The organism is Nocardioides sp. WG-D5 (assembly GCF_054031175.1).
This window is the reverse complement of the sequence record NZ_CM132928.1, coordinates 3,876,600-3,898,707: the sequence shown is the minus strand read 5'-3', so window position 1 is coordinate 3,898,707 and position 22,108 is coordinate 3,876,600. Positions and strand designations below refer to the sequence as shown.

The following is a 22,108-nucleotide window of genomic DNA, read 5'->3' as shown; positions in this document are numbered from 1 at the left end:
GCGCGACAGGAAAACCGTTCGCAACCCCGTCCCGAGATGCTGATAATCGGTCAGGTGCGCAGACTCCCTCTCGATGATCCCGGGGTCGCGGACCATCGGTCCCCCGGCCGGTTCCTGTGGTGGATGGCGAGGGGGCAGTGGGACACCCTGCTGGGCGGGATGTTCTTCGGGATCGTCTGGATGTGCGCCCAGGCGGTGATGCCGCTGGTGATCGGCCGTGCGATCGACGAGGGTGTGGCGACCAAGGACATCCCCACTCTCAGCGCCTACGCGGCCGTGCTGCTCGGCGTCGGCCTGGTGCAGGCGGTCGCGGGGATCATGCGCCACCGGTTCGCGGTGACCAACTGGCTGACCGCGGCCTACCGGGTGGTGCAGCTGGTGACCCGACAGTCCGTACGTCTCGGCGCCTCCCTCCCTCGCAAGGTCTCGACCGGCGAGGTCGCCGCGATCGGCACCTCCGACCTGTCCCACATCGGTCAGGTCATGGACGTCTCCGCCCGGTTCTCCGGCGCGGTGGTCTCCTTCGTGGTCGTCGCCGTCGTCCTGCTGCAGACCTCGGTCACGCTCGGGCTCGTGGTGCTGATCGGCGTACCGTTCGTCGTGCTTCTCGTCGGCCCGCTGCTCTCGCCGCTGCAGAAGGTCTCGGCCGACCAGCGGCAGCTGATGGGCGAGCTGTCCAACACCGCGGCCGACATCGTGGGCGGCCTGCGGGTGCTGCGCGGGATCGGCGGAGAGGAGGTCTTCGGCGCGCGCTATCGGCGGCAGTCGCAGGACGTACGCCACGCCGGGGTCCGCGTCGCGCGGCTGCAGTCGGTGCTCGACGCGATGCAGATCCTGCTGCCCGGGCTGTTCGTGGTCGCCGTGGTGTGGCTCGGCGCGCGGATGGCGGTCGCGGCCGAGATCACGGCGGGGCAGCTGGTCGCGTTCTACGGCTACGCCGCGTTCCTGATGCTGCCGCTGAGGACCGTGGTGGAGTACGCCAACAAGTTCATCCGTGCCCGGGTCTCGGCCAAGCGGGTCATCACGGTCCTCGCACTCGATCCGGACAACGTCTCCCTCGACACCCCGCTGCCCATGCCTCCCGCGGGCTCCGAGCTCCGCGACGTCGTCTCGGGGCTGCGCATCGAGCCCGGACGACTGACGGCACTGGTCTCCGAGCAGCCCGATGACACCTCTCACCTCGCCGACCGGCTCGGCCGGATGTCACCGCCGGACGACCTGACGGACCGGTCGGTCACTCTCGGCGGAGTCCCGCTGTGCGATCTGCCGCTGGCAGACGTACGCAGCAGGATCGTCGTCTCCGACACCGGCACCCAGCTCTTCTCGGGCCCGTTGGGCGAGGTCCTCGACGCGACCGGCCGGGCCGGGAGGGCAGGCACCGAGGCAGCGGTGCACACGGCATCGGCCGAGGACATCCTGGAAGCCCTTCCCGGGGGCTACGAGGCCCCGGTGACCGAGCGTGGCCGCAGTCTCTCGGGCGGTCAGCGCCAACGGCTGACGCTCGCCCGGGTGCTCACCCTCGATCCCGAGATCCTGATCCTCGTCGAGCCGACCTCGGCGGTCGACGCCCACACCGAGGCCAGGATCGCCTCGCGGCTGAGTGCACACCGCGCCGGGCGGACGACCGTGGTCACCACCACCAGCCCGCTGCTGCTCGACACCGCCGACGAGGTCGTCTTCCTCGAGGAGGGGAAGGTCACCGCCACCGGGACCCACCACGACCTGCTGCAGAGCTGCCCCGGCTACCGGCGTGTGGTCGTGCGAGACGTAGAGGAAGAGGTCACGTCGTGACAACCGCGCTCCCGGTGGCGTCGAACAAGGACGTACGCGCCTATGTCGCCACCCTGGCCCGCCGCCACCCACGCATGCTCTGGGGTGCGCTGGGCCTGCACCTGCTCGCCGCGGGCGCCGCGCTGGCACCGCCACGACTGATCGGTGACCTGGTCGAGTCGGTGGAGACCGGCACGACGACCGGCCACGTGGACCTGCTGCTGGCACTTCTGGCCGGTTTCCTCGTGGTCCAGGTGCTGCTCACTCGGTATGCCCGGCTCCTGTCCCAGGTCCTGGGCGAGCAGGTGCTGGCCGAGCTGCGCGAGGAGTTCGTCGACAACACCCTGGCGCTCCCGCTGGGCACCGTCGAGGACGCCGGCTCCGGCGACCTGCTGACCCGCACCGGCCGCGACGTCGACCAGCTCAACTGGTCGATCCGCTACGCGCTGCCGGAGTGGACGATCGCCTGCCTGACCGCGGTCGCGACGCTCGTCGCCGCGCTCACCGTCGGCTGGTGGGTCGCGCTGCCCTGCCTGCTCGGTGTGCCGGCGCTCGTGATCGGCCTGCGCTGGTATCTCCGCCGCGCCAAGGACGGCTACCTGCGCGAGTCGGCGACCTACTCCCAGATCAACTCGACGCTCACCGAGACGGCCGAGGGGTCGCGCACGGTCGAGGCGCTCGGCCTCCAGCGCGCCAGGGTCGAGGCCGGTGACGCCGACATCGCGGAATCGTTCCGCGCCGAGCGCTACACGCTGTTCCTGCGGACCGTCTTCTTCCCGGCGATGGAGATCTCCTACCTCGTTCCCACGGTCGTCACGCTGCTGTTCGGCGGCTGGCTCTACACCCAGGGCGTCTGCTCGCTCGGCGACGTGACCGCGGCGACCCTGTACGTCCAGATGCTGATCGATCCTGTCGACCGCATCGTCTCGATCCTCGACGAGCTGCAGATGGGCAACACGTCCCTGGCCCGACTTCTCGGTGTCGCGCACGTCCCCGACGACCGGGTGGCCACCGGCGCCGAGCCCACCGACGAGAAGATCCGGGCCTCCGAGGTGAGGTTCTCCTACGCCGAGGGCCGCGATGTCCTCCACGGGATCTCGATGGACATCGGGGTCGGCGAGCGGGTGGCCATGGTCGGGCCCTCCGGCGCCGGCAAGTCGACGCTCGGGCGGCTGCTCGCGGGCATCCATCCGCCGCGTACCGGAGCCGTGACGGTGGGTGGTGTGCCGCTGGTCGACCTGCCGCTCGACGAGCTGCGCGGGCATGTCGCGCTGGTCACCCAGGAGCACCACGTCTTCGCCGGGACCGTGCGCGACAACCTGGTCCTGGCGCGCCCCGGAGCCTCGGACGCCGAGGTGCTCGACGCCCTGGCGGCGGTGGATGCCCGCGAGTGGGTCGTGGCACTCCCGGACGGCCTGGACACCGAGGTCGGCTCCGGGGGCCGCGCCCTGACCGCGCCGCAGGCCCAGCAGGTCGCCCTGGCCCGGCTCGTCCTCGCCGATCCGCACACCCTGGTGCTGGACGAGGCGACCTCGCTGATCGACCCCCGCGCCGCCCGGCACCTGGAGCGGTCGCTGGCCGCGGTGCTGGAGGGACGTACGGTCATCGCGATCGCCCACCGGCTCTTCTCCGCCCATGACGCCGATCGTGTCGCCGTGGTCGAGGGCGGCCGGATCACCGAGTTCGGCCCCCACGACGAGCTCGTCGCCTCGCGCGGGTCCTATGCCCGGCTCTGGGACTCCTGGCGCACCTGACCTCGCGGCTCAGCTCGGGTACATCCCGCTGGTCACGTTGAGCCAGGTGCCGGTGATCGCCCCGGCGCCGTCGGAGGCGAGGAAGGTCGCGGTGTCGGCGACCTCCTTCAGCCGCGGGGACCGCTTGGTCATCCGCAGCCCGTCGAGGTTCGCCCGGATCCCCTCGAGCGCCTCCTCCGGGAGCCGCGTCCCGAGGACGCGTTCGAACTTCTCCGCGGTGAAGGTCTCGGTGATCCCGGCCGTCCAGATCCCCACGACGCGTACGCCGGCGGGCCCGACCTCGGCCGCCAGGTCGCGGACCAGCGCGTCGAGCGCACCGTCGGCGGCACTGGTCCCACCCATGCCGGGGGCCGAGCCGCGCGCGGAGCCGGAGTCGAGCGCGATCACGACGCCCCGCTTCTGCCCCGCCATCTGCCGGGCCGCCGCGCGGGCGGTGTGGAAGGAGCCGGTGATGCCGCGGAGGACCGGCTGGGTGTAGTCGGCGGCTGAGATCTCCAGCAGCGCCTGCCCCTGGATGTCGCCACGGTCGGCGACGTTGAACGAGATGTCCAGCGAGCCGGTCTCGGCGACGACCCGCTCGACGAAGGCGACCACGGCGTCCTCGTCGAGGATGTCGACCACGCCGTAGCCGGCGGCACCGACCTCCTCGGCCCTGGCCGCGAGCGTGGCCTCGGTACGACCGGCCAGATAGACCGTGGCGCCCGCCTCGGCGAAGGCCTTCGCGGTGGTCGAGCCGATGTCCCCCGCGCCGCCCCAGACGATGGCGGTGCGGTCCTGAAGCTGTGCGTTCACGATGTCTCCTGAGCTGTCCTCACGCACCCGGTGTGCGTGATCTGACCGTTAGGACGTACGCCACCTCGTCCACTCATCGGGTGCGCCCGAACTTTTTCTGATCCGTGCTCAGGTCAGCGCCTGCGGGAGCCCGAAGGCGGGGAAGAGATGCGGTTCGAACGTGGTGATCTGAGCGATCCTGCCGTCGACCACGCGGAGCACGTCGAGCGTCTGCGGACGGTAGATCGTCGTCCCCGGGCGGCGTACGTAGCCCGCGACCGCAGGCATCCGGTTGGCGCTCGCCGGCACGAAGCGCCATTCCCCGAGGTAGGTCGGCGATGACGGTTCCAGGTTGGGCAGCACGAAGTCGATCAGCGCCTGCCGGGTGGAGAACCAGAACGGGTTCGGCGGCATGGTCAGCACCGCGTCGCTGGTCAGCAGGTCGGTGATCCCCTCACGCCAGTTGCTCTCCCCCGCGGCGATGTAGGCGTCGATGACCTTGCGCTCCTCCTCGGTCGGACCCTCGGTGCGCCAGGCCGACCGGTCCTCGGGCAGATGCCGGCGCAGCGCGGGCTTGGCGCGCTGGAGCAGCGAGTTGACCGTGGCGACACTGACGCCGAGCGCGGCCGCGGTGTCGGCGGCCGACCAGCCGAGCACCTCCCGGAAGACGAAGACCGCCCGCTGCTGCGGGGTCAGATGCTGGATCGCGGTGAGGAAGACCAGCTCGATCGTCTCCCGCGCGACCGCCTCCTCCTCGGGGCGCTCCGGCTCCAGCAGGGAGTCGGGGAACGGCTGGAGCCACTCCAGCAGCTCCGGCGGCTCACCGGTGCCGTGGTCGAACCCCGGCAGCGCGGCGTACGTCCTCGGGCGTCGCTCGTTGCGGCGCAGGAAGTCGAGACAGGTGTTGGTCGCGATCCGGTAGAGCCACGCTCGCATCGCCTCGGGGTCGGTCAGCTGGTCACGGCGCTCCCACGCCTTGACCAGCGTCTCCTGCACCAGGTCCTCGGCCTCGTCGAAGCTCGCCACCATCCGGTAGCAGTGCACCCCCAGCTCGCGCCGGTGCTTCTCGGCGGCCTCCGCGAACGGGTCGGTCGTCACGCTCATGGCTGGGAGCGTAGGGCCTCACGTCGGCACCGGGAACGGAATTCGCAACCGATCTCAAACAGGTGCAACGCAAGTTAAATGAAGGGCGTAGTAGGTATGTGGGGCGGTCCTCCCAGGGCCCCGGCTCTGATTCCCAGCCGGGGCCCTGGCCTTGCCCGGGGCCCAGGGTCAGGCTCAGATGAGAGCCCGGAGCTTGGGGAGGATCTCCTCACCGTAGAGCTCGAGGAACTTCGCCTGGTCCGGACCCGGAGCGTGGAAGACCAGGTGGGTGAAGCCCATGTCGAGGTATTCCTTGATCCGGGCGACGTGCTCGTCCGGGTCGGTCGACACGATGAACCGCTTGGCGGTCGCCTCGGTCGGGAGCGCGTCGGCGAGACGCTGCATCTCCACCGGGTCCTCGACGGAGTGCTTCTGCTCGGGGGTGAGGCCGAGGGCGCCCCAGAAGCGGGTGGCCTCCATCGCCTGCTCGAGGTCGTGGTCGAAGGAGATCTTGACCTCGATCATCATGTCGACGTCCTCCGGCTTGCGGCCGGAGAGCTCGATCCCGGTGCGCACGGCCGGGAGCAGCGTCTCGGTGTAGAGCTCGGCACCCTTGCCGGAGGTGGTGATGTAGCCGTCACCGGCACGGCCGGCGTACTTCGTCGCCGCCGGACCCGAGCCCGCCAGGTAGATCGGGACCGGCGTGGAGGGCTTGTCGTAGATGGTGGCCCGGTCGAGCTGGTAGTAGTCGCCCTCGAAGGTGACCCGGTCCTCGGTCCAGAGCTTCTTGATGACGCGCACGGCCTCGCGGAACCGCGCGAAGCGCACCTTGCCCTCGGGCCACTCCACACCCAGCGGCGCCTCGTTCATCGCCTCACCGGTGCCCATCCCGAGCACGACGCGGTCGGGGAAGAGCGAGCCCAGGGTCGCGAACGACTGCGCCACGATCGCCGGGTGGTAGCGGAACGTCGGGGTGAGCACCGAGGTGCCCATCACGATCCGCTCCGTGCGCGCGCCGAGCGCGCCCAGCCAGGTCATCGCGAACGGCGCGTGTCCGCCGTCGTGTCGCCAGGGCTGGAGATGGTCGGAGATGAAGACCGAGTCGAAACCCTGCTCCTCCGCCATCACGCCGTAGTTCAGCAGCTCCGTCGGTGCGAACTGCTCGTTGGACGCCTTGTATCCGAACCTGATCTCCGTCACGCGCCCACGGTAGCCTCCCCTTCATGAAGCTTGCGATGCCCTTGACCTACTTCGGCAACCCGCGTGACACCGCAGACCAGGTCGTCGGCCTGGAGAAAGCAGGGCTCGACCAGCTCTGGGTCGCCGAGCCGTACGGCTTCGACGCGGTCTCGCTGCTCGGCTACCTGGCCGCGAAGACCGAGACGGTCGAGCTCGGCGCGGGCATCCTCAACATCTACAGCCGTACGCCGGGAGCACTGCTCCAGACCGCGGCCGGTCTCGACAACGTCTCCGGCGGGCGCGCGATCCTGGGCCTCGGCGCGAGCGGGCCTCAGGTCATCGAGGGCTTCCACGGGGTGGCGTACGACAAGCCGTTGGCCCGCACCCGCGAGATCATCGGGCTCCTGCGCGCCGGGCTGCGCGGTGAGCGGCTGCAGAGCGACGGGCTCTACAAGATCCCGCTGCCGGCCGACCAGGGCACCGGGCTCGGCAAGCCGCTCAAGCTGCTCAACCGGCCCGAGCGCGCCGACACCCCGATCTGGGTCGCCGCGCTGGGTGACAACAACGTCGCCATGACCGCCGAGGTCGCCGACGGCTGGCTGCCGTTCCAGTTCCTGCCCGACAAGGCCCGCGACGTCTGGGGCGAGGCGATCGACAAGGGCCTGGCCAAGCGCTCGCCCGACCTCAAGCCCCTCGAGATCTCCGCCGGCGGCCTGCTCGCGATCACCGACGACCCCGACGAGGCCAAGCGTCACCGCGACACGATGCGCGGCCTGCTGGCGCTGTACGTCGGCGGCATGGGCGCCCGCGGCAAGAACTTCTACAACGACATGGCCGTGAAGTACGGCTTCGGCGACGCGGCCAAGAAGATCCAGGACCTCTACCTCGACGGCCACAAGCGCGACGCCGAGGCCGAGGTGCCCGAGGCCTGGCTCGAGGCGGGCAACCTGGTCGGACCGGAGTCGTTCGTGAAGGAGCGGATCGCGGCGTTCAAGGAGGCCGGCGTGACCAGCCTCCAGGTCACTCCCGCCGCCGGCACCGACGGTCTCGCGTCGATCGCCCAGGTCAAGGAGTGGCTGGTCTGACCTCCCCGGCCGGCTGTGACCTCGCTTACCCCCACGGCCGGCCCGGCCGTCCCCCTGTGACCTTGCCCCCACGGGCATTGGTTGCATGGACGCATGTCTGAGCGGATCGGCGCCCAACTCGCGACCAGCATCACCGGACCCGTCACGAAATGGGTCGTGCTCGGCTTCTGGCTGGTGATGCTGGTCCTGATGGGTCCGCTGACCGGCAAGCTCGGCGACGTCGAGTCCCACGACAACTCCGACTGGCTCCCGGCCAACGCGGAGTCGACCCGGGCGATCGACGAGCTCGCCAAGGTGCAGGACCCCGACGACCTGACCACCACGATCGTCTACCACCGCGAGGGCGGCCTGACGAAGGCCGACTACACCGCGATCGTGCTGCAGATCCCGGAGATCGCGTCCTTGGACGGGGTGGTCACCCAGGAGAGCAAGCCCGATCAGCCGGTGATGCCGGCGATCGCCTACCCGACCGGCGAGAAGAAGGGCCAGAAGCAGGGTCTGGTCTCCGCCGACGGCGAGGTCGCCACGGTCTCGCTCGTGGTCAACTACGCCGACGAGGACCCGACCGCGCTGCTCGACCTGCGCGACGACCTGGTCGAGCTGACCGAGATCGACGGCGTCGACGTCTACATCGGCGGTGCCGGCGGCTCCACCGCCGACCAGATGGAGGCGGGTGCCGGGATCGGCGGCGCGCTGCTCTACGCGGCTGCCGGCGTGGTCATCGTGATCCTGCTGATCACCTACCGCAGCCCGGTGCTCTGGTTCCTCCCGCTCGTCTCGGTGCTGGTCGCGCTGGTCGTGTCGATGGGCGTCGTCTACCTCTGCGCGAAGTACGCCGGGCTGACCCTCAACCAGATGAACCGGGCCATCCTCGACGTGCTCGTCTTCGGCGCCGGCACCGACTACGCCCTGCTGCTCATCGCCCGATATCGCGAGGAGCTCGGCCGCCACCAGGACCGGCACGTCGCGATGGCGGCGGCGCTGCGCGGCTCGGCGCCCGCGATCATCGCCTCGGCCGGCACCGTCACGGTCGGCATGCTCGGCCTGATGGTCGCCACCATGGGCTCGACCGCCAGCCTCGGACCGGTCTGCGCGATCGGCATCGTCGCCGGCCTCGTGGTGATGCTGACCCTGCTCCCGGCGCTGCTGGTGATCACGGGTCGCTGGGTGTTCTGGCCGGTCAGGCCGGCGTACGGCACCACCGGCGAGAAGCACGGCGGCATCTGGACCCGTCTGGGCGGGTGGATCCGGAAGCGGCCGCGAGCGGTCTGGATCGGCACCGCCGCGGTGCTGCTGGCCTGCTGCGGCGGGCTCTCGATGCTCAACGTCACCACGCTGGACAGCTCGGAGACCTACACGAAGGACTTCCCCTCGCTGATCGGCGACCGGGTGCTCGAGGAGCACGACCTCGGCGACCCGTCCAACCCGATCCAGGTGGTCTCCGCCCCGGGCAGCGAGCAGGACGTCGCCGAGGCGCTGACGAAGGCGGGCTACGACGGCGTCACCCCGGTCACCGACGGCACCCACGAGGTCGCGCTGACCGCGGTCCCGCTGACCACCGACCCGATGTCGAAGGCCTCGTTCGACACCGTCGAGGACGTACGCAGCGTGGTCCACTCCGTCGACGGCGCCGACGCGCTCGCCACCGGCACCGCCGCGATCCAGCTCGACATGGCCTCGGCGACCGACCGGGACACCCGGGTCGTGATGCCGCTGGTGCTGGGCCTGGTGCTGATCATCTTGATGATCCTGCTCCGCTCGGTCCTCTCCCCGCTGCTCCTGATGGCCACGGTGGTGCTCAGCTTCGGCGCCGCGCTCGGCCTCTCGGCGGTCATCTTCGACGCGATGGGCTTCGCCGGCCAGGGTCGCGAGTTCCCGCTGTTCGTCTTCGTCTTCCTGGTCGCGCTGGGCATCGACTACAACATCTTCCTGATGCACCGGGTCCGCGAGGAGGTCGTCGAGCACGGCGACACCCGGCGCGCCTCGCTGGTCGCGCTCTCGGCGACCGGCGGGGTGATCACCAGCGCCGGGCTCGTCCTGGCCGCGACGTTCGCGGTGCTCACCACGCTGCCGCACGTCAGCTTCATCGAGATCGGCCTGGCGATCGCCCTCGGCGTGCTTCTCGACACTCTCGTCGTTCGCTCCGTCCTGGTCACCGCCATCAACCTCGACCTCGGCGACGTCATCTGGTGGCCGAGCAGGCTGACCCGCGGGCGAAGGGTCGCTCGTTCCTCCCACCCGGTAGGCGGCCCGCCGATGCCCCCGCACGGGTACGCGCCCAGGCCCCCGCGAGACCTCCGGGGCCACCCGCCGCCGCAGCAGCGTCCGCGCGCTCCCGGCCGGTACTGAGGTCTCGGCTGCGAATTCGGCGAAGTGTCTTTACGATGTGCCCTACGACTCGGGTCGCTCGGCCCGGTCGCTCCACTTCACTGACATGCGGGGCGTGCGACATGGGGCCAGACGACCAGGACAAGACGAGACCCGGTACGCCGCGGCCCACTCCGCCGCCGACGCCCGAGCCCGCGAACCCGGTCGACCCGGACGCGACCCGGATCCCCAGCGCGCGCCCCACTCCGCCGCCGCCTCCGCCCCCTCCGCCGTCGGCTCCCCCGGCTGGGCCACCGGCTGCTCCGCCGACTGCTCCGCCGCCGTCGTCTCCTCCGCCTGCAGGGCCCCCGGTGGCCCAGCCACCGGCGGCCCAGCCACCGGCAGCACCGCCCCCGCCGCCACCCACGATGGCGATGCCGGCGGCACCGCCGAGCGGCTACGGCCCGCCCCCGGCACAGCCGCCGGTCACGTACGGCTCGGCCTACGGGCTGCCGCCGCACCACCAGCCGAAGAAGAGCAACAAGGGGCTGCTGATCGGTCTGGGTGCCGCGGGCGCGGTGGTGCTGGTCGCGCTGCTCGGCACCGGGGCGTGGGCGTTCTTCACCGGGCGACTGGGCTTCGGGCCGCTGAGCGCCGAGGACAAGAAGGCGGTGACCGCCATCGCCGCGGACGCGCCGAAGCCGGCCTGGGCCTCCGAGGGTGACGCGAAGTGCGCCGCTGAGCAGCTGGTCAAGGACGAGCGCAGCGACGCTCTGCGGAAGGCCGGGCTGATCCAGACCAGCGGCGAGACCGTCACCTACACCGGCGCCTGGCGCGGGCAGCAGGCGACGACGTACTCGGAGGGTCTGCTCTCCTGCGCCGGCGACTGGAGCAAGGCGATCGGCACGGAGTGGGCGCTGGCCGACACCGGCTGTCTCGGCGACGTCGACGAGTCCGCGATGGCCGGACTGATCACCTCCCAGGTGATGGAGGTCGAGGACGCCGGCGTCCAGAAGAAGGCCGACGAGGCCGTCTCGGCACTGGACGAGTGCTACGCCAGCGACGAGCTCACCGAGCCGACCGCGACGGCGACGCCTGCCGTGCTCGGCGTCGACTTCTCCGTCAAGGGTCCGGCCGTCGAGGGCAGCGAGGTGGTCCTGCGGGCGAAGTCCGCCGACGCCACCGAGTGGACCCCGGTGTCGGGCGGGAAGGTCAACATCCCCGTGCGCGAGGGCGGCCAGGAGGGCTGCGCCACGTTCGAGGCGTCGATCAGCTACCCCTGGGGCACCACGAAGACCAGTGAGACCGAGGCCTGCGGCAAGGCGAAGGACCGCCGGCTGTGGTGGACGAAGGACAAGTCCTGCGCCCAGCCGAAGTTCGCCCCGTGCAGCTCCTGGACGCTCCACTACGAGGGCTACGAGCTCCTCTCCAGCGTCACGATCAAGCTGAAGCTCAACGGCGGCAACTGCCAGTCGGCGTCGGGTAGGTGCTCGGACACCGCGTTCGTCACCAAGCCGAGCGGCACCTGGACGAACTGGACCGCGCCCAAGGGCTGGAAGGACCGGTTCACGGCCGAGGTCGACGGGCTCACCGCCGTACTTCCTAACTAACGCCTTAACAATTGGTCTCGCCCGTGGCGTTGGAGCACGACGATCGTTGACGGGACGCTAGGGTTTCGGCAGACGTCATTCGGGTAAAAAAGTCAGGGCGAGGTTCTAAAGATGGTTGCGTTCCCCCAGGAAGGCGAGCAGTTCGGTCGCTACGTGATCGAGCGGGTCCTGGGTCAAGGTGGCATGGGTGTCGTCTACCAGGCGAAGGACCCGGCCCTGCGGCGCAAGGTGGCGCTCAAGCTGGTGCTGCCGTCGCTCACGGTCGACAAGGACTTCATCACCCGGTTCGAGCGGGAGGCCAACATCCTGGCCAAGCTGCGCTCGCGCAACATCGTCCAGATCATCGAGTACGGCGAGGTCGAGGGCACGGTCTACCTGGTCACCGAGTACGTCCCGGACGGCGACCTGCACGGCTGGCTGAAGTCCAACGGCGCCCTGGAGACGGTCCAGGCGCTGCGCCTCGTCGGCGACGTCAGCGACGCTCTCTTCGACGCCCACCGCGCCGGCGTGGTCCACCGCGACGTGAAGCCGTCCAACGTGCTCCTGTGGGAGCGCCAGGAGGGCGAGCTCGTCCCCTACCTGACCGACTTCGGCATCGCGACCGAGGGCGACTCCAACGTGACCCGCGCCGGCTCGGTGGTGGGCTCGCTGCCCTACATGTCGCCCGAGCGCCACATGGGTGAGCAGGCGACCGCTGCGGGCGACATCTACGCTGCCGGCTGTCTGCTGTGGGCCTGCCTGACCGGCAAAGCCCCCTACACCGGCACCGACTTCGAGCTGATGAGCGCCCACATCAACAGCCCGGTGCCGCGGCTGCCCGCCGCCACGCCGGGCGCCGACCTGATCAACCCGATCATCCAGCGGGCGCTGGCCAAGAAGCCGGAGAACCGCTTCCGGACCGCCGCCGAGCTCTCCAAGGCCCTCGACAAGGCCGCCGACCGGCTCGAGGAGGCCGGCCTGGGCGGCGGTGTCATCGGCGGTGCCGCCGGCGTGGCCGCGGCCGATCTCGGCTCGCGTCCCGGTGCCAGCTACGACACCACCTCGAGCGGCGGCACCTCCGGCGGTGGCACCCCGGCGCCCGAGGCCGAGGCCCAGCCGACGATCGTCAAGCGCCCCGGCGAGGGCACCCCGACCCCCGCCCCGCTCGCCAACGAGACCGACTCCACGGTCGTCCACAGCGGCAAGGGCCTGCCCGCGGTCGCTGCGGCCGCAGCAGCCGCGGCCTCCACCACCGGCGGCAGCCAGCCCGAATGGCTGCCGTCGCACCACTCCACCGCCGGCCAGGGCGACGGCGGCGACAAGAAGAAGCTCTACGCCATGGTCGGCGGCGGTGTCGCCGCGGTCCTGCTCCTCGGTGTCGGCATCTTCACCCAGGGCTTCGGCATCTTCGGTCTCCACGGCGACGACGGCAAGGCCGCCGAGGCGATCGCCAGCGGCGTACCCAAGCCGGGGTGGGCCAGCGAGGACCAGATGACCTGCGCCGCCGAGAGCCTGGTCGGCAAGGTCCCCGCGGCCGAGCTGCGCTCCCACGGGGTCGTCGACGCCGGCGACGAGTGGACCTACACCGGCGAGTGGCCCGCCGACGACGCGATGAAGTTCACCCAGGGCCTGCTCGACTGCACCGAGTCCTGGGCGACCGAGATCGGCGACAACTGGAAGGTCGGCGACACCCGCTGCATGGAGAAGGAGGTCGACAAGACCTCCATGGCCGGCCTCCTCGCCGTCGGTGACCTCCTCAAGGACGGCGACCCCGGCGCGGCCGGTCCCGCCAAGGACAAGGCCGTCAAGGCCCTCGACGAGTGCTACGTCAAGGCCGACGCGCTCGGCGCCAAGGTGACCCCCAAGCCCGCCTACATGCAGGTCGACTTCGACGTGCAGGAGCCCACCGCTCCCGGCGGGGAGTCGGTGATCGGGATCGCCAAGACGGGCAGCAGCAGCTACGAGGAGCTCAAGGGCTCCTCCTACGAGCTCCCCGTCACCGAGGGTGGCGTCGAGGGCTGCATCGCGGTCAAGACCACCGTCACCTTCGCCTGGGGCACCGAGAAGGCCACCGACGCCGAGGCCTGCGGCAAGGCGGAGCCGAAGAAGCTCGAGTGGATCAAGCAGGACAAGTGCACCGACCCGATCTATACGAAGCAGAAGGTCGAGTGCAACACCTGGCGGCTGACCTTCGAGGGCTTCCAGCCCGGCAAGCCGTTCAACGTGAAGCTCACCCTCAACGGCGGCAAGTGCTCCGACGCGAAGGGCGCGAAGTGCGCCTGGCCCGGCACCCCCGACGGCGAGGGCAAGGGCGCCATCGTCGACTGGTCCGGCCCGAAGGACTGGACCGCCAAGTTCGTCGCCACGGCCCCCGGGGCGAGCGCCCAGATCGACAACTAGTTCGACAACTGGGCGGGGCCTACTAGGCTGATCGTGATGAGCGAGCAGCCGACACCTCAGCAGATCCGCCGGGCGCTGGCCCGGGCCGAACGTGGCGCAGCCCTCGACGTGGCGGAGGCTTCGGCGCTCCTCGCGGCCCGGGGCGACGACCTCGACCGGCTGACCGCCGCGGCGGCGAAGGTACGCGACGCAGGCCTGGTCGCGGCCGGACGACCCGACACGGTGACCTACTCCCCAAAGGTCTTCATCCCGGTCACCAAGCTGTGCCGCGACCGATGTCACTACTGCACGTTCGTGGAGACGCCGGGGCAGGCGGCGCGCGAGGGCCGCGAGCCCTACCTGAGCCCCGACGAGATCCTCGAGATCGCCGCCGAGGGCGCCAAGCTGGGCTGCTTGGAGGCGCTGTTCACCCTGGGCGACCGGCCGGAGGACCGGTGGCCGGAGGCGCGGGAGTGGCTGGAGAGCCGCGGCTACGACTCGACCCTCGACTATGTGCGGGCGATGGCGATCCGGGTGCTCGAGGAGACCGGCCTGCTCCCCCACCTCAACCCCGGCGTGATGTCGTGGGAGGAGATGAACCGGCTCAAGCCGGTCTCGCCGTCGATGGGGATGATGCTCGAGACCACCAGCCGCAGGCTGTTCGAGACGAAGGGCGAGGCCCACTTCGGCTCGCCCGACAAGGACCCGGCGATCCGGCTGCGGGTGCTCGAGGACGCCGGACGGCTCTCGATCCCGTTCACCTCCGGCCTCCTGGTCGGCATCGGCGAGACGCTCACCGAGCGCGCGGAGACGATCTTCGCGCTGCGGAAGGTGCACAAGGCGTACGCCGGGCTGCAGGAGATCATCGTGCAGAACTTCCGGGCGAAGCCGTCGACCGCGATGCGCCACGTCGACGATCTGGGGCTGGACGAGTACCTGGCCGCGATCGCGGTCACCCGCATCGTCCTCGGGCCCAAGGCCCGGGTGCAGGCCCCGCCCAACCTGGTCGACCTCGACGAGTGCCGGGCGCTGCTCGGTGCCGGGATCGACGACTGGGGCGGCGTCTCGCCACTCACCCCCGACCACGTCAACCCCGAGCGCCCCTGGCCCTCGCTGGACGCGCTGCGCCAGGTCAGCGCCGAGGCCGGCTTCCAGCTGAGGCCGCGGCTCACCGTCCACCCCGAGTACGTCGAGGGCACCCTGCGCGACGGCCAGGCCTGGATCGACCCGCGCGTCCTCTCCCACGTCGAGGCGCTCGCCGACGTGGACGGGCTGGCCCGCGACGGTGTCCGGCCCGAGGGTCGCCCGTGGCAGGAGCCCGACGGCGGCTTCACCGCCGCCGGCCGGGTCGACCTGCACGCCTCCGTCGACACCGAGGGCCGCACCAACGACCGCCGAGACGACTTCGAGACGGTCTACGGCGACTGGGACGCCGTGCGGGAGGCGGCCACCTCGACCGGGGCGCCCGCCGTTCTCCACGCGGAGGGGAGCGCGGCTCTCGCGGCCGCCGAGAAGGACCCCGGCAACCTCTCCGACGAGCACGCGCTGACCCTCATGACCGCCGAGGGCGACCTGCTGCGCCAGGTCACCAGGCTCGCCGACGACCTGCGCAAGGAGGTCAACGGCGACACCGTGACGTACGTGGTCAACCGCAACATCAACTTCACCAACGTCTGCTACGTCGGCTGCCGGTTCTGCGCCTTCGCGCAGCGCCGGACGGATGCGGATGCGTACTCCCTCGATCTGGACCAGGTCGCCGACCGCGCCGAGGAGGCGTGGAACCTCGGCGCCACCGAGGTGTGCATGCAGGGTGGCATCGACCCCGAGCTCCCCTCGACCGCCTACTTCGACCTCGTCCAGGCCGTCAAGCAGCGCGTCCCGGAGATGCACGTGCACGCGTTCAGCCCGATGGAGATCGTCAACGGCACCGCCCGCACCGGGCTCTCGATCGAGGACTTCCTGATCAAGGTGCGCGAGGCCGGGCTGGGCTCGCTCCCGGGCACGGCGGCAGAGATCCTCGACGACGAGGTCCGCTGGGTGCTGACCAAGGGCAAGCTGCCCGCGAAGACGTGGATCGAGATCGTCTCCACCGCTCACCGCGTGGGCATCCCGACGACCTCGACGATGATGTACGGCCACGTCGACAACCCGCGGCACTGGGTCGGCCACCTCCGCGTCCTCGCGGGCATCCAGGACCAGGCTCGCGAGCACGGCAACGCCGGGTTCACCGAGTTCGTGCCGCTCCCGTTCGTCCACACCAGCGCGCCGATCTACCTCGCCGGCGCGGCCCGCCCCGGCCCGACGATGCGCGACAACCTCGCCGTGCACGCGCTGGCGCGGATCATGCTCCACGGCCGCATCGACAACATCCAGACCAGCTGGGTCAAGCTCGGTGTCGACGGCACCAGGGCGATGCTCCAGGCCGGCGCCAACGACCTCGGCGGCACCCTGATGGAGGAGACCATCTCTCGGATGGCGGGCTCCGAGCACGGCTCGGCCAAGACCGTCGCCGAGCTCGAGGAGATCGGTGCGGGCATCGGCCGCCCGGTCGACGAACGGACCACGCTGTACGGGACGCGATGAACCTGCGGCGGGTGGAGCGACGACTCGTCGCGCCGTTCTACCTGAAGATGATGGGTTCGAACGCGACCTTCCTGGACAAGAGGACGTACCGAAGGCTGGTCCGCGTCGGACGGAAGGCGACATCCACGGAAGTGAGAGCGTTGCTGCGGGGCGGCTCGCTGACGGTCGATGCGTGGTACGAGGCTGCGGCTGAGTCCCCGGATCGGGCCGCCCTGCTGACCCACGTCACCGGCCTTGCTCCAGATCATCTGCCATGGCGACCAGTCGTGATGGGTGCGTGGCTGAGCCTCGCCTGCCGCCCCGAGGAGATCGCTGACGACATCCTTTTCTCACTTGCCCGCTGCGACGGCGACCTGACAGCCGCTCCCCTGAGCACGGCAGCTGTCCTGATCGCCGGCGACGCGGCGGTTGAGACGCTCAGGTCCAACCGCCTTCGAGCGGATGAATATGAGGCGGACGCGGTGGCGTACCTCGACGCCGCGCTGGAACGCCTCGGAGAGGTTCCGGTGGAGCCACCCGGAGAGGGGATGCGGGAGCACTTCCGTCGGATAGTCGAGTTCGGCGTAGGCCTTCGACACGACCTCACGCGTTAAGCCGGTCAGCCTCCGAGCCGAACGATCGAGACCGCCAGATCGACGAGGGATCGGGCGCGCGGCGTTCGAGCGCCTCAGCCTTCGTATGACTGGATTTCCAGTCATACGACCGGCATGGCGGTCATACGCCCTCATGGCCTCATCGAGGGAGTGGCGGGGGGGTATCGGAAACGACTACCCTCTACGATCCTCGCTGAACTGTTCTCGAGGGAGTGAGATGTCCGACCCCACCGGCAGTACCGCTCAACAACAACCGAAACCCACCGAACTCGCCAACGCGGCGGCCGAGGAGGCCCGCCGGCGGCGGCTCGGGCTGCCCCCGATGCCGCGGCGGCGGCGCGACCGGACCCGGCCCGTACGTCTGGTGCTGCTCTGGCTCATGAGCGTCGGGGTGCTCGTGGCGGTGGCCTTCCTCGGGACGTCGGCGTGGGCCTACTTCACCGGTGAGATCGGTCCGATGCGCGGTGATGAGAAGGCTGTGGCGCGCACACTCAGCCTCGCCGGCGACACCCCGTCGTGGGCGGACCCGGCGCAGATCCGGTGCGCCGCGGAAGCGGTCGTCAAGGACGAGGGCAGCGCCGGGCTCGCCACCGCCGGAGTGGTCACCAAGACCGGCAACGGCTTCAGCTACACCGGCGAGTGGCCCTCCGCGCTGGGCGCGCAGTGGTACGCGGAGCTGCTCGACTGCGCCGACGGCGGCGCCAACAGCTGGAGCAGGCAGGTCGCGGAGGCCTGGACGCTCGAGGACCCGAGGTGCCTGCGCGAGGTCGGCCGCCCGGCGATCGCCGGCGTCCTCGCGGTCACCAACCTGCGGCTCAGCGACGAGGACCTCGCCGCCAAGAACGTCGCCGCGATCACCGACCTGGACAGCTGCTACGCCCGCACCCCGGAGACGCCGACCGGAGCCGCGTCCGCGGGCTACCGCGAGGTCACGCTGAAGGTCACCGCACCGGCGGTCACCTCCGGCGTCGCCTCCATCGACGACGGCGCCGCGCAGCCGACCGCCGGCGAGGACCCGGAGCTCACCTACACCCTGCCGGTCGCCAAGGGCGGCACCGAGGCCTGCGTGGAGGCGACCACCAAGGTGACGTACGCCTGGGGCACGGTCCGCACCGGCGAGCCGGCCAAGATCTGCGGCAAGGCGCAGGCCGCCACGATCCAGTGGCGCCCCTACAAGCACGCCTGCCCGAAGAACATGCCCAGGTGCGCCTACATGGCGGCGTACATCGAGGGACTGGCGGACAACCAGAGCCTGACCGTCACCTACCGGATGTCGGGCGATTTCAAGTGCCCGCGCAAGAAGCCCAGCTGCAGCGCCACGGTCAAGGCCGACGACACGGGCAAGGCACGAGCGCCCGGCATCCTGGTCACCGGCAAGAAGGGCAAGGTCGTGGCCAGCGCGGGCAGCCTGAAGACGACCTACCCCCGCTGAAGCGGAGCCCGAAGCCATAGGCACAGCTGAGGCGGAATGCCCAGCTCGTAGGCTGGTGGCCGTGCCCTCCGACCTGACCTTCGGCGCGACCCGCGGACCCAGCCCCGACCCGGCTCTGCGTCCGCCGGCCCTGCCCCGCAAGCGCCGCCGGACCCTCGTCGACCTCCCCGGCGGGACGTACGCCGCCGGCGACTCCTTCGGCGAGGGATACCAGGCCGACGGCGAGGGCCCGGTGCACCAGGTCGAGCTGCCCGGCTTCCGGCTCGACGCGACCGCGGTGACCAACGAGGAGTTCGCCCGGTTCGTGAAGGCGACCGGCCACGTCACCACGGCCGAGCGGGAGGGCTTCTCGGCCGTCTTCCACCTGGCCTTCGAGGGCGACCCCCGCGACGTGCTGGGCCGCTCCCCCGAGGCGCCCTGGTGGCTCGGCGTGCGTGGCGCCTCCTGGCGCACCCCCGAGGGCCCCGGCTCCAACGTCGGCCGCCGCGGCAACCACCCCGTCGTGCACGTCTCCCACGACGACGCGCTCGCCTACTGCGACTGGGCCGGGACGAGGCTGCCGACCGAGGCCGAGTGGGAGTACGCCGCCCGCGGCGGCCGCGCCGGCTCGAGGTTCCCGTGGGGCGACGACCTGGAGCAAGACGGCACCCATCACGCCAACGTCTGGCAGGGAGTCTTCCCCGACACCAACACCGCGGACGACGGGTTCGTCACCACCGCGCCGGTGCGGACGTACGACCCCAACGGGTTCGGCCTGTTCCAGATGATCGGCAACGTCTGGGAGTGGTGCGCGGACTGGTTCTCGCCGACCTACTACAACGACCTCGTCGAAGCCGGGCAGCCCAGCGACCCGCGTGGCCCCGCCGAGGGCCTGACCCGGGTGATGCGCGGCGGCTCCTACCTCTGCCACGACTCCTACTGCCACCGCTACCGGCTCTCGGCGCGCTCCAGCAGCCCGCCCGACTCGACCGCCGGCAACCTCGGGTTCCGCTGCGCGGCCGATGCTCCCGACGCGGCCGATCAGTCAGCCGGGTAGAACTCCTTCGGGCAGGTGTCGCCGGCGCAGTCGGCGTACTTCTTGCTCAGCGAGCGCAGCTCGGTCAGCTCGTCGGCGTACTCGGGGAGCAGCGCGAGCGAACGGATCTGGTAGGGGTCCTCGGCCAGGTCGTAGAGCTCTTCGCTGCCGTCGGAGAAGCGGGCGTAGGTCCAGTCGCCGAAGCGGATCCCGGAGTAGATCTGCTTGTGACCGTCGTTGACCCGCCACGCGGAGAGCGGGATCACCCGGTTCTGAGCGGGCGCGGTGAGCCAGGGCATGAAGTTGACGCCGTCCTGGATCCGGCCCGGCTCGGCGCCGGCGATGGCCATGACCGTGGTGGCGATGTCGGGGTTGCCGACGCCGGTGGCCAGGCTCCGCCCGACCGGGATGCCCGGCCCCCGCAGGATCAGCGGGATCCGCTGCGTCTCGCGGTAGTGCATCAGCTTGCCGTTGATGTTGTGGCCACCGGTCGTGTAGCCGTTGTCGGAGGAGAAGATGATGATGGTGTTGTCGAGCTGGCCGGTCTCCTGCAGACGGAGTACGTGGCTGGCGACCGCCCGGTCGAGCGCCTGGACGGCCTCGACCCGCTGCTCGTGCGCGATCCGCAGCTCGGCGCGACCCTCGGCGTCGAAGAACTTGCGCGAGGCCGAGATCCGCGGCGCGTCGGTCGGCGTACGGAACATGTAGGGCAGGTCCGGCAGCTCGAGACCGTCGAAGGAGTGTTTGTCCTCGGCCGCCGGCCTGGTCGTGCTGGTGCCCTCGGGGTCGTCCGGCTCACCGGGGCCGCCGTGGTGCGGCGCCACGTAGTTGAGCCACATGTACCACGGCTTCTCGGCGCGCTCCGGCGCGGAGATCATGTCGTTGGCCTGGTCCCGCATCACGTAGGTCGTGTAGCGGTGGTAGGTCGTGAACTTGCCGTTGTGGTTGATCCGCGGCCTGATGAAGTTGTAGGTCGACATGTCGGTCGTCGCCCGCCAGTCGGTCCACCCGGGAGGCACGTCCTTGGCGGTCCCGCGCAGGCCGTAGCCGTTGAGGTACTTCCCGGCGAAGAGCGTGTCGTAGCCGGCCTCCTGCAGCGCCTCGGGCAGCGTGCCGGTGTGGTTCATCGCCTCGTAGCCACCGCGTTCGCCGTTGATGGTCACGGTGTGGTGGTTCTGGCTGTACTGCCCCGTCAGCAGCGACGCCCGGGCCGGGACGCAGATCGGCGTGGGCGCGATCGCCTCGGTCATCGAGGTGCCCTGCTCGGCCAGGAGGCTGCGGGTGTGGGGCATGAACTCGAGATCCTCGTAGGCGAGGTCGTCCGCCGTGATCATCAAGATGTTGGGCTTGGTCGAGTAGGGCGCCCACTCGGGCGTCTTCGTCGGTGTCGACGGCACCACGCCCTCCTCGGGAGCGATGCCGACGCGGGCGAAGGCGTTCCCTGCCAGCGTCCCCAAGGACCCCAGCGGACCGGTCGAGTCGGGCATCACACCGAGCGCGATCGAGGAGCCCGCGAGCACGGCAACGGCCGCCACCGCCAATCGGGCGCGAGGCGCCATCTACTCTGCTCCCTCGGTCGTTCCCCGCGTCGTCTGTTTCCGTCCGGTTCCACTCCATACCGGACCGGGTTAACGTTACCGAAGGGGGCCTCGATGACCCCAATGCCCGGCCGATGAGGAGACCCAGGTGAGCGAATCGCGCGAGAACTACGGCGACTACAGCGTCGACGACGAGGACCAGATCACCGGCGAGGACGCACTCTCCGGGGACGTTCTCGAGGGTGAGGTGCGCGACGAGCTCGACCACGGCATCGTCACCGCTGACCACTACTCCACCGACTACGGCAACACGCCGTGGGAGGAGGAGCACCGCGAGTGCATCGACCAGCGTCAGCACCAGGAGATCCCGGAGCCGGATCCCTACGCGGTCGAGTACGACGACGCCGAGGAGGCCGACGACCCCGACGGCCGCGAGGTCGGCAACAAACGAGCGGGCCGGCTGGTCGACCCCGACCAGGGTGGCGGCGAGGACACCGACTCCGAGGTCTACGGGATCGACGCCGGCATCGACGGCGCCGGCGCCTCCGCGGAGGAGGCGGCGATGCACATCATCGACGACGAGGACAATGACGAGGACGGCGACGAGGACTACAGCTAGGCGGTGAGGTCCTCGACCTCCAGCACGATCTCGACCTCGAACCCCTCCGAGCTCTCCAGGTAGAGCGCGGTGTGCTCGTCGCCGCCGGCGTGCGGATAGCGGTCGGCGTACATCTCGTGCCAGCCGTGCTCCGTCGACGCCGCCCGCATCCGGTCGAGCACCTCCCGGCTCTCGACGGTGAAGGCGATGTGGTTCACGCCCGGCCTGAGCCGGTCCTGCGTGCCGTGCTGGTCCGTGGAGTGCTCCATGAAGACGTACGTCCCGTCCGGTGCCTCCCAGAAGTGACCCTTCTCCCCGGCCTCCCAGCCGAGCTCGCCGAAGAGCCAGCCCCACTCCCCCGAGGCGGTCTCGAAGTCGTCGACCCAGAGGTCCCAGTGGTGGATCGCCCGCATGCCTGCCTCCAAGCCTTCG

General features: G+C 70.6%; 16 protein-coding genes. 11 read left to right on the top strand and 5 right to left on the bottom strand.

All coding sequences use genetic code 11. From position 1 onward, the window contains the following. The first annotated feature begins 54 nt into the window (after nt 1–54). Nucleotides 55–1,791, top strand: coding sequence for an ABC transporter ATP-binding protein (locus ACWZJV_RS18945; protein ID WP_457177838.1), 1,737 nt, complete (start codon nt 55–57; stop codon nt 1,789–1,791). Further along, nucleotides 1,788–3,524 carry an ABC transporter ATP-binding protein gene (locus ACWZJV_RS18940; RefSeq protein ID WP_457177836.1) on the top strand — a complete coding sequence of 579 codons (1,737 nt, stop codon included), beginning with the start codon at nt 1,788–1,790 and terminating at the stop codon, nt 3,522–3,524. Before ACWZJV_RS18945 ends, ACWZJV_RS18940 begins: the two co-directional genes overlap by 4 nt. 9 nt (nt 3,525–3,533) lie before the next feature. Here ACWZJV_RS18940 and ACWZJV_RS18935 read toward each other — a convergent pair whose 3' ends face one another. The 3 genes from ACWZJV_RS18935 to fgd all read right to left on the bottom strand — a co-directional run bounded on the left by ACWZJV_RS18935 (nt 3,534) and on the right by fgd (nt 6,578). Beyond that, the gene (locus ACWZJV_RS18935) at nt 3,534–4,316 is read right to left on the bottom strand and encodes an SDR family NAD(P)-dependent oxidoreductase (RefSeq protein ID WP_008364084.1); all 783 of its coding nucleotides are present in this window, start codon (nt 4,314–4,316) and stop codon (nt 3,534–3,536) included. A gap of 108 nt (nt 4,317–4,424) precedes the next feature. After that, on the bottom strand, nt 4,425–5,399 hold the full coding sequence (locus ACWZJV_RS18930) for an RNA polymerase subunit sigma-70 (protein WP_457177834.1): 975 nt from the start codon (nt 5,397–5,399) through the stop codon (nt 4,425–4,427). 174 nt (nt 5,400–5,573) lie between these two features. Further along, nucleotides 5,574–6,578 (bottom strand): glucose-6-phosphate dehydrogenase (coenzyme-F420), encoded by a 1,005-nt coding sequence (gene fgd / locus ACWZJV_RS18925; RefSeq protein ID WP_457177832.1) that lies wholly within the window; start codon nt 6,576–6,578, stop codon nt 5,574–5,576. A 23-nt stretch (nt 6,579–6,601) separates the two neighbouring features. Between fgd and ACWZJV_RS18920 the strand changes: the two genes are divergently transcribed. From ACWZJV_RS18920 to ACWZJV_RS18885, 8 genes are all read left to right on the top strand, one after another. Continuing rightward, the gene (locus ACWZJV_RS18920; RefSeq protein ID WP_008364088.1) at nt 6,602–7,642 is read left to right on the top strand and encodes an LLM class F420-dependent oxidoreductase; all 1,041 of its coding nucleotides are present in this window, start codon (nt 6,602–6,604) and stop codon (nt 7,640–7,642) included. A 93-nt stretch (nt 7,643–7,735) separates the two neighbouring features. Then, a complete protein-coding gene (locus tag ACWZJV_RS18915) occupies nt 7,736–9,991 on the top strand; it encodes an MMPL family transporter (RefSeq protein WP_457177830.1) in 2,256 nt (751 codons plus the stop codon). Nucleotides 9,992–10,320: 329 nt separating this feature from the next. Next, complete coding sequence (locus ACWZJV_RS18910) at nt 10,321–11,559, top strand: hypothetical protein (RefSeq protein WP_457177828.1); 1,239 nt, start codon at nt 10,321–10,323, stop codon at nt 11,557–11,559. Nucleotides 11,560–11,670: 111 nt separating this feature from the next. Next, on the top strand, nt 11,671–13,938 hold the full coding sequence (locus ACWZJV_RS18905) for a serine/threonine protein kinase (RefSeq protein WP_457177826.1): 2,268 nt from the start codon (nt 11,671–11,673) through the stop codon (nt 13,936–13,938). 36 nt (nt 13,939–13,974) lie between these two features. Further along, nucleotides 13,975–16,500 (top strand): bifunctional FO biosynthesis protein CofGH, encoded by a 2,526-nt coding sequence (locus ACWZJV_RS18900; protein ID WP_457177824.1) that lies wholly within the window; start codon nt 13,975–13,977, stop codon nt 16,498–16,500. Between the two features lie 11 nt (nt 16,501–16,511). Next, on the top strand, nt 16,512–17,093 hold the full coding sequence (locus ACWZJV_RS18895) for a hypothetical protein (RefSeq protein WP_008364093.1): 582 nt from the start codon (nt 16,512–16,514) through the stop codon (nt 17,091–17,093). A gap of 217 nt (nt 17,094–17,310) precedes the next feature. Further along, nucleotides 17,311–18,525, top strand: a complete 1,215-nt coding sequence (locus ACWZJV_RS18890) for a hypothetical protein (RefSeq protein WP_008364094.1) — start codon at nt 17,311–17,313, stop codon at nt 18,523–18,525. A gap of 61 nt (nt 18,526–18,586) precedes the next feature. After that, entirely contained in the window at nt 18,587–19,561 is a 975-nt protein-coding gene (locus tag ACWZJV_RS18885) for a formylglycine-generating enzyme family protein (RefSeq protein WP_307785687.1), read from the top strand. Here ACWZJV_RS18885 and ACWZJV_RS18880 read toward each other — a convergent pair. Next, entirely contained in the window at nt 19,546–21,099 is a 1,554-nt protein-coding gene (locus ACWZJV_RS18880) for a sulfatase-like hydrolase/transferase (protein ID WP_457177821.1), read from the bottom strand. The genes ACWZJV_RS18885 and ACWZJV_RS18880 overlap by 16 nt on opposite strands. 127 nt (nt 21,100–21,226) lie before the next feature. Here ACWZJV_RS18880 and ACWZJV_RS18875 point away from each other — a divergent pair, with 127 nt between their 5' ends. After that, on the top strand, nt 21,227–21,697 hold the full coding sequence (locus ACWZJV_RS18875; protein ID WP_008364097.1) for a DUF5709 domain-containing protein: 471 nt from the start codon (nt 21,227–21,229) through the stop codon (nt 21,695–21,697). Here the strand turns inward: ACWZJV_RS18875 and ACWZJV_RS18870 are convergent. Then, nucleotides 21,694–22,089, bottom strand: a complete 396-nt coding sequence (locus ACWZJV_RS18870) for a VOC family protein (RefSeq protein ID WP_008364099.1) — start codon at nt 22,087–22,089, stop codon at nt 21,694–21,696. The two genes, ACWZJV_RS18875 and ACWZJV_RS18870, sit on opposite strands and share 4 nt — an antisense overlap. Between the last annotated feature and the right edge of the window lie 19 nt (nt 22,090–22,108).

What these genes read in the sequence shown, in the direction of transcription:
- ACWZJV_RS18930 (WP_457177834.1), bottom strand. Translation starts at nt 5,399, where the DNA reads ATGAGCGTGACGACCGACCCGTTCGCGGAGGCCGCCGAGAAGCACCGG.
- ACWZJV_RS18920 (WP_008364088.1), top strand. Translation starts at nt 6,602, where the DNA reads ATGAAGCTTGCGATGCCCTTGACCTACTTCGGCAACCCGCGTGACACC.
- ACWZJV_RS18915 (WP_457177830.1), top strand. Translation starts at nt 7,736, where the DNA reads ATGTCTGAGCGGATCGGCGCCCAACTCGCGACCAGCATCACCGGACCC.
- ACWZJV_RS18905 (WP_457177826.1), top strand. Translation starts at nt 11,671, where the DNA reads ATGGTTGCGTTCCCCCAGGAAGGCGAGCAGTTCGGTCGCTACGTGATC.
- ACWZJV_RS18900 (WP_457177824.1), top strand. Translation starts at nt 13,975, where the DNA reads ATGAGCGAGCAGCCGACACCTCAGCAGATCCGCCGGGCGCTGGCCCGG.
- ACWZJV_RS18890 (WP_008364094.1), top strand. Translation starts at nt 17,311, where the DNA reads ATGTCCGACCCCACCGGCAGTACCGCTCAACAACAACCGAAACCCACC.
- ACWZJV_RS18880 (WP_457177821.1), bottom strand. Translation starts at nt 21,099, where the DNA reads ATGGCGCCTCGCGCCCGATTGGCGGTGGCGGCCGTTGCCGTGCTCGCG.
- ACWZJV_RS18870 (WP_008364099.1), bottom strand. Translation starts at nt 22,089, where the DNA reads ATGCGGGCGATCCACCACTGGGACCTCTGGGTCGACGACTTCGAGACC.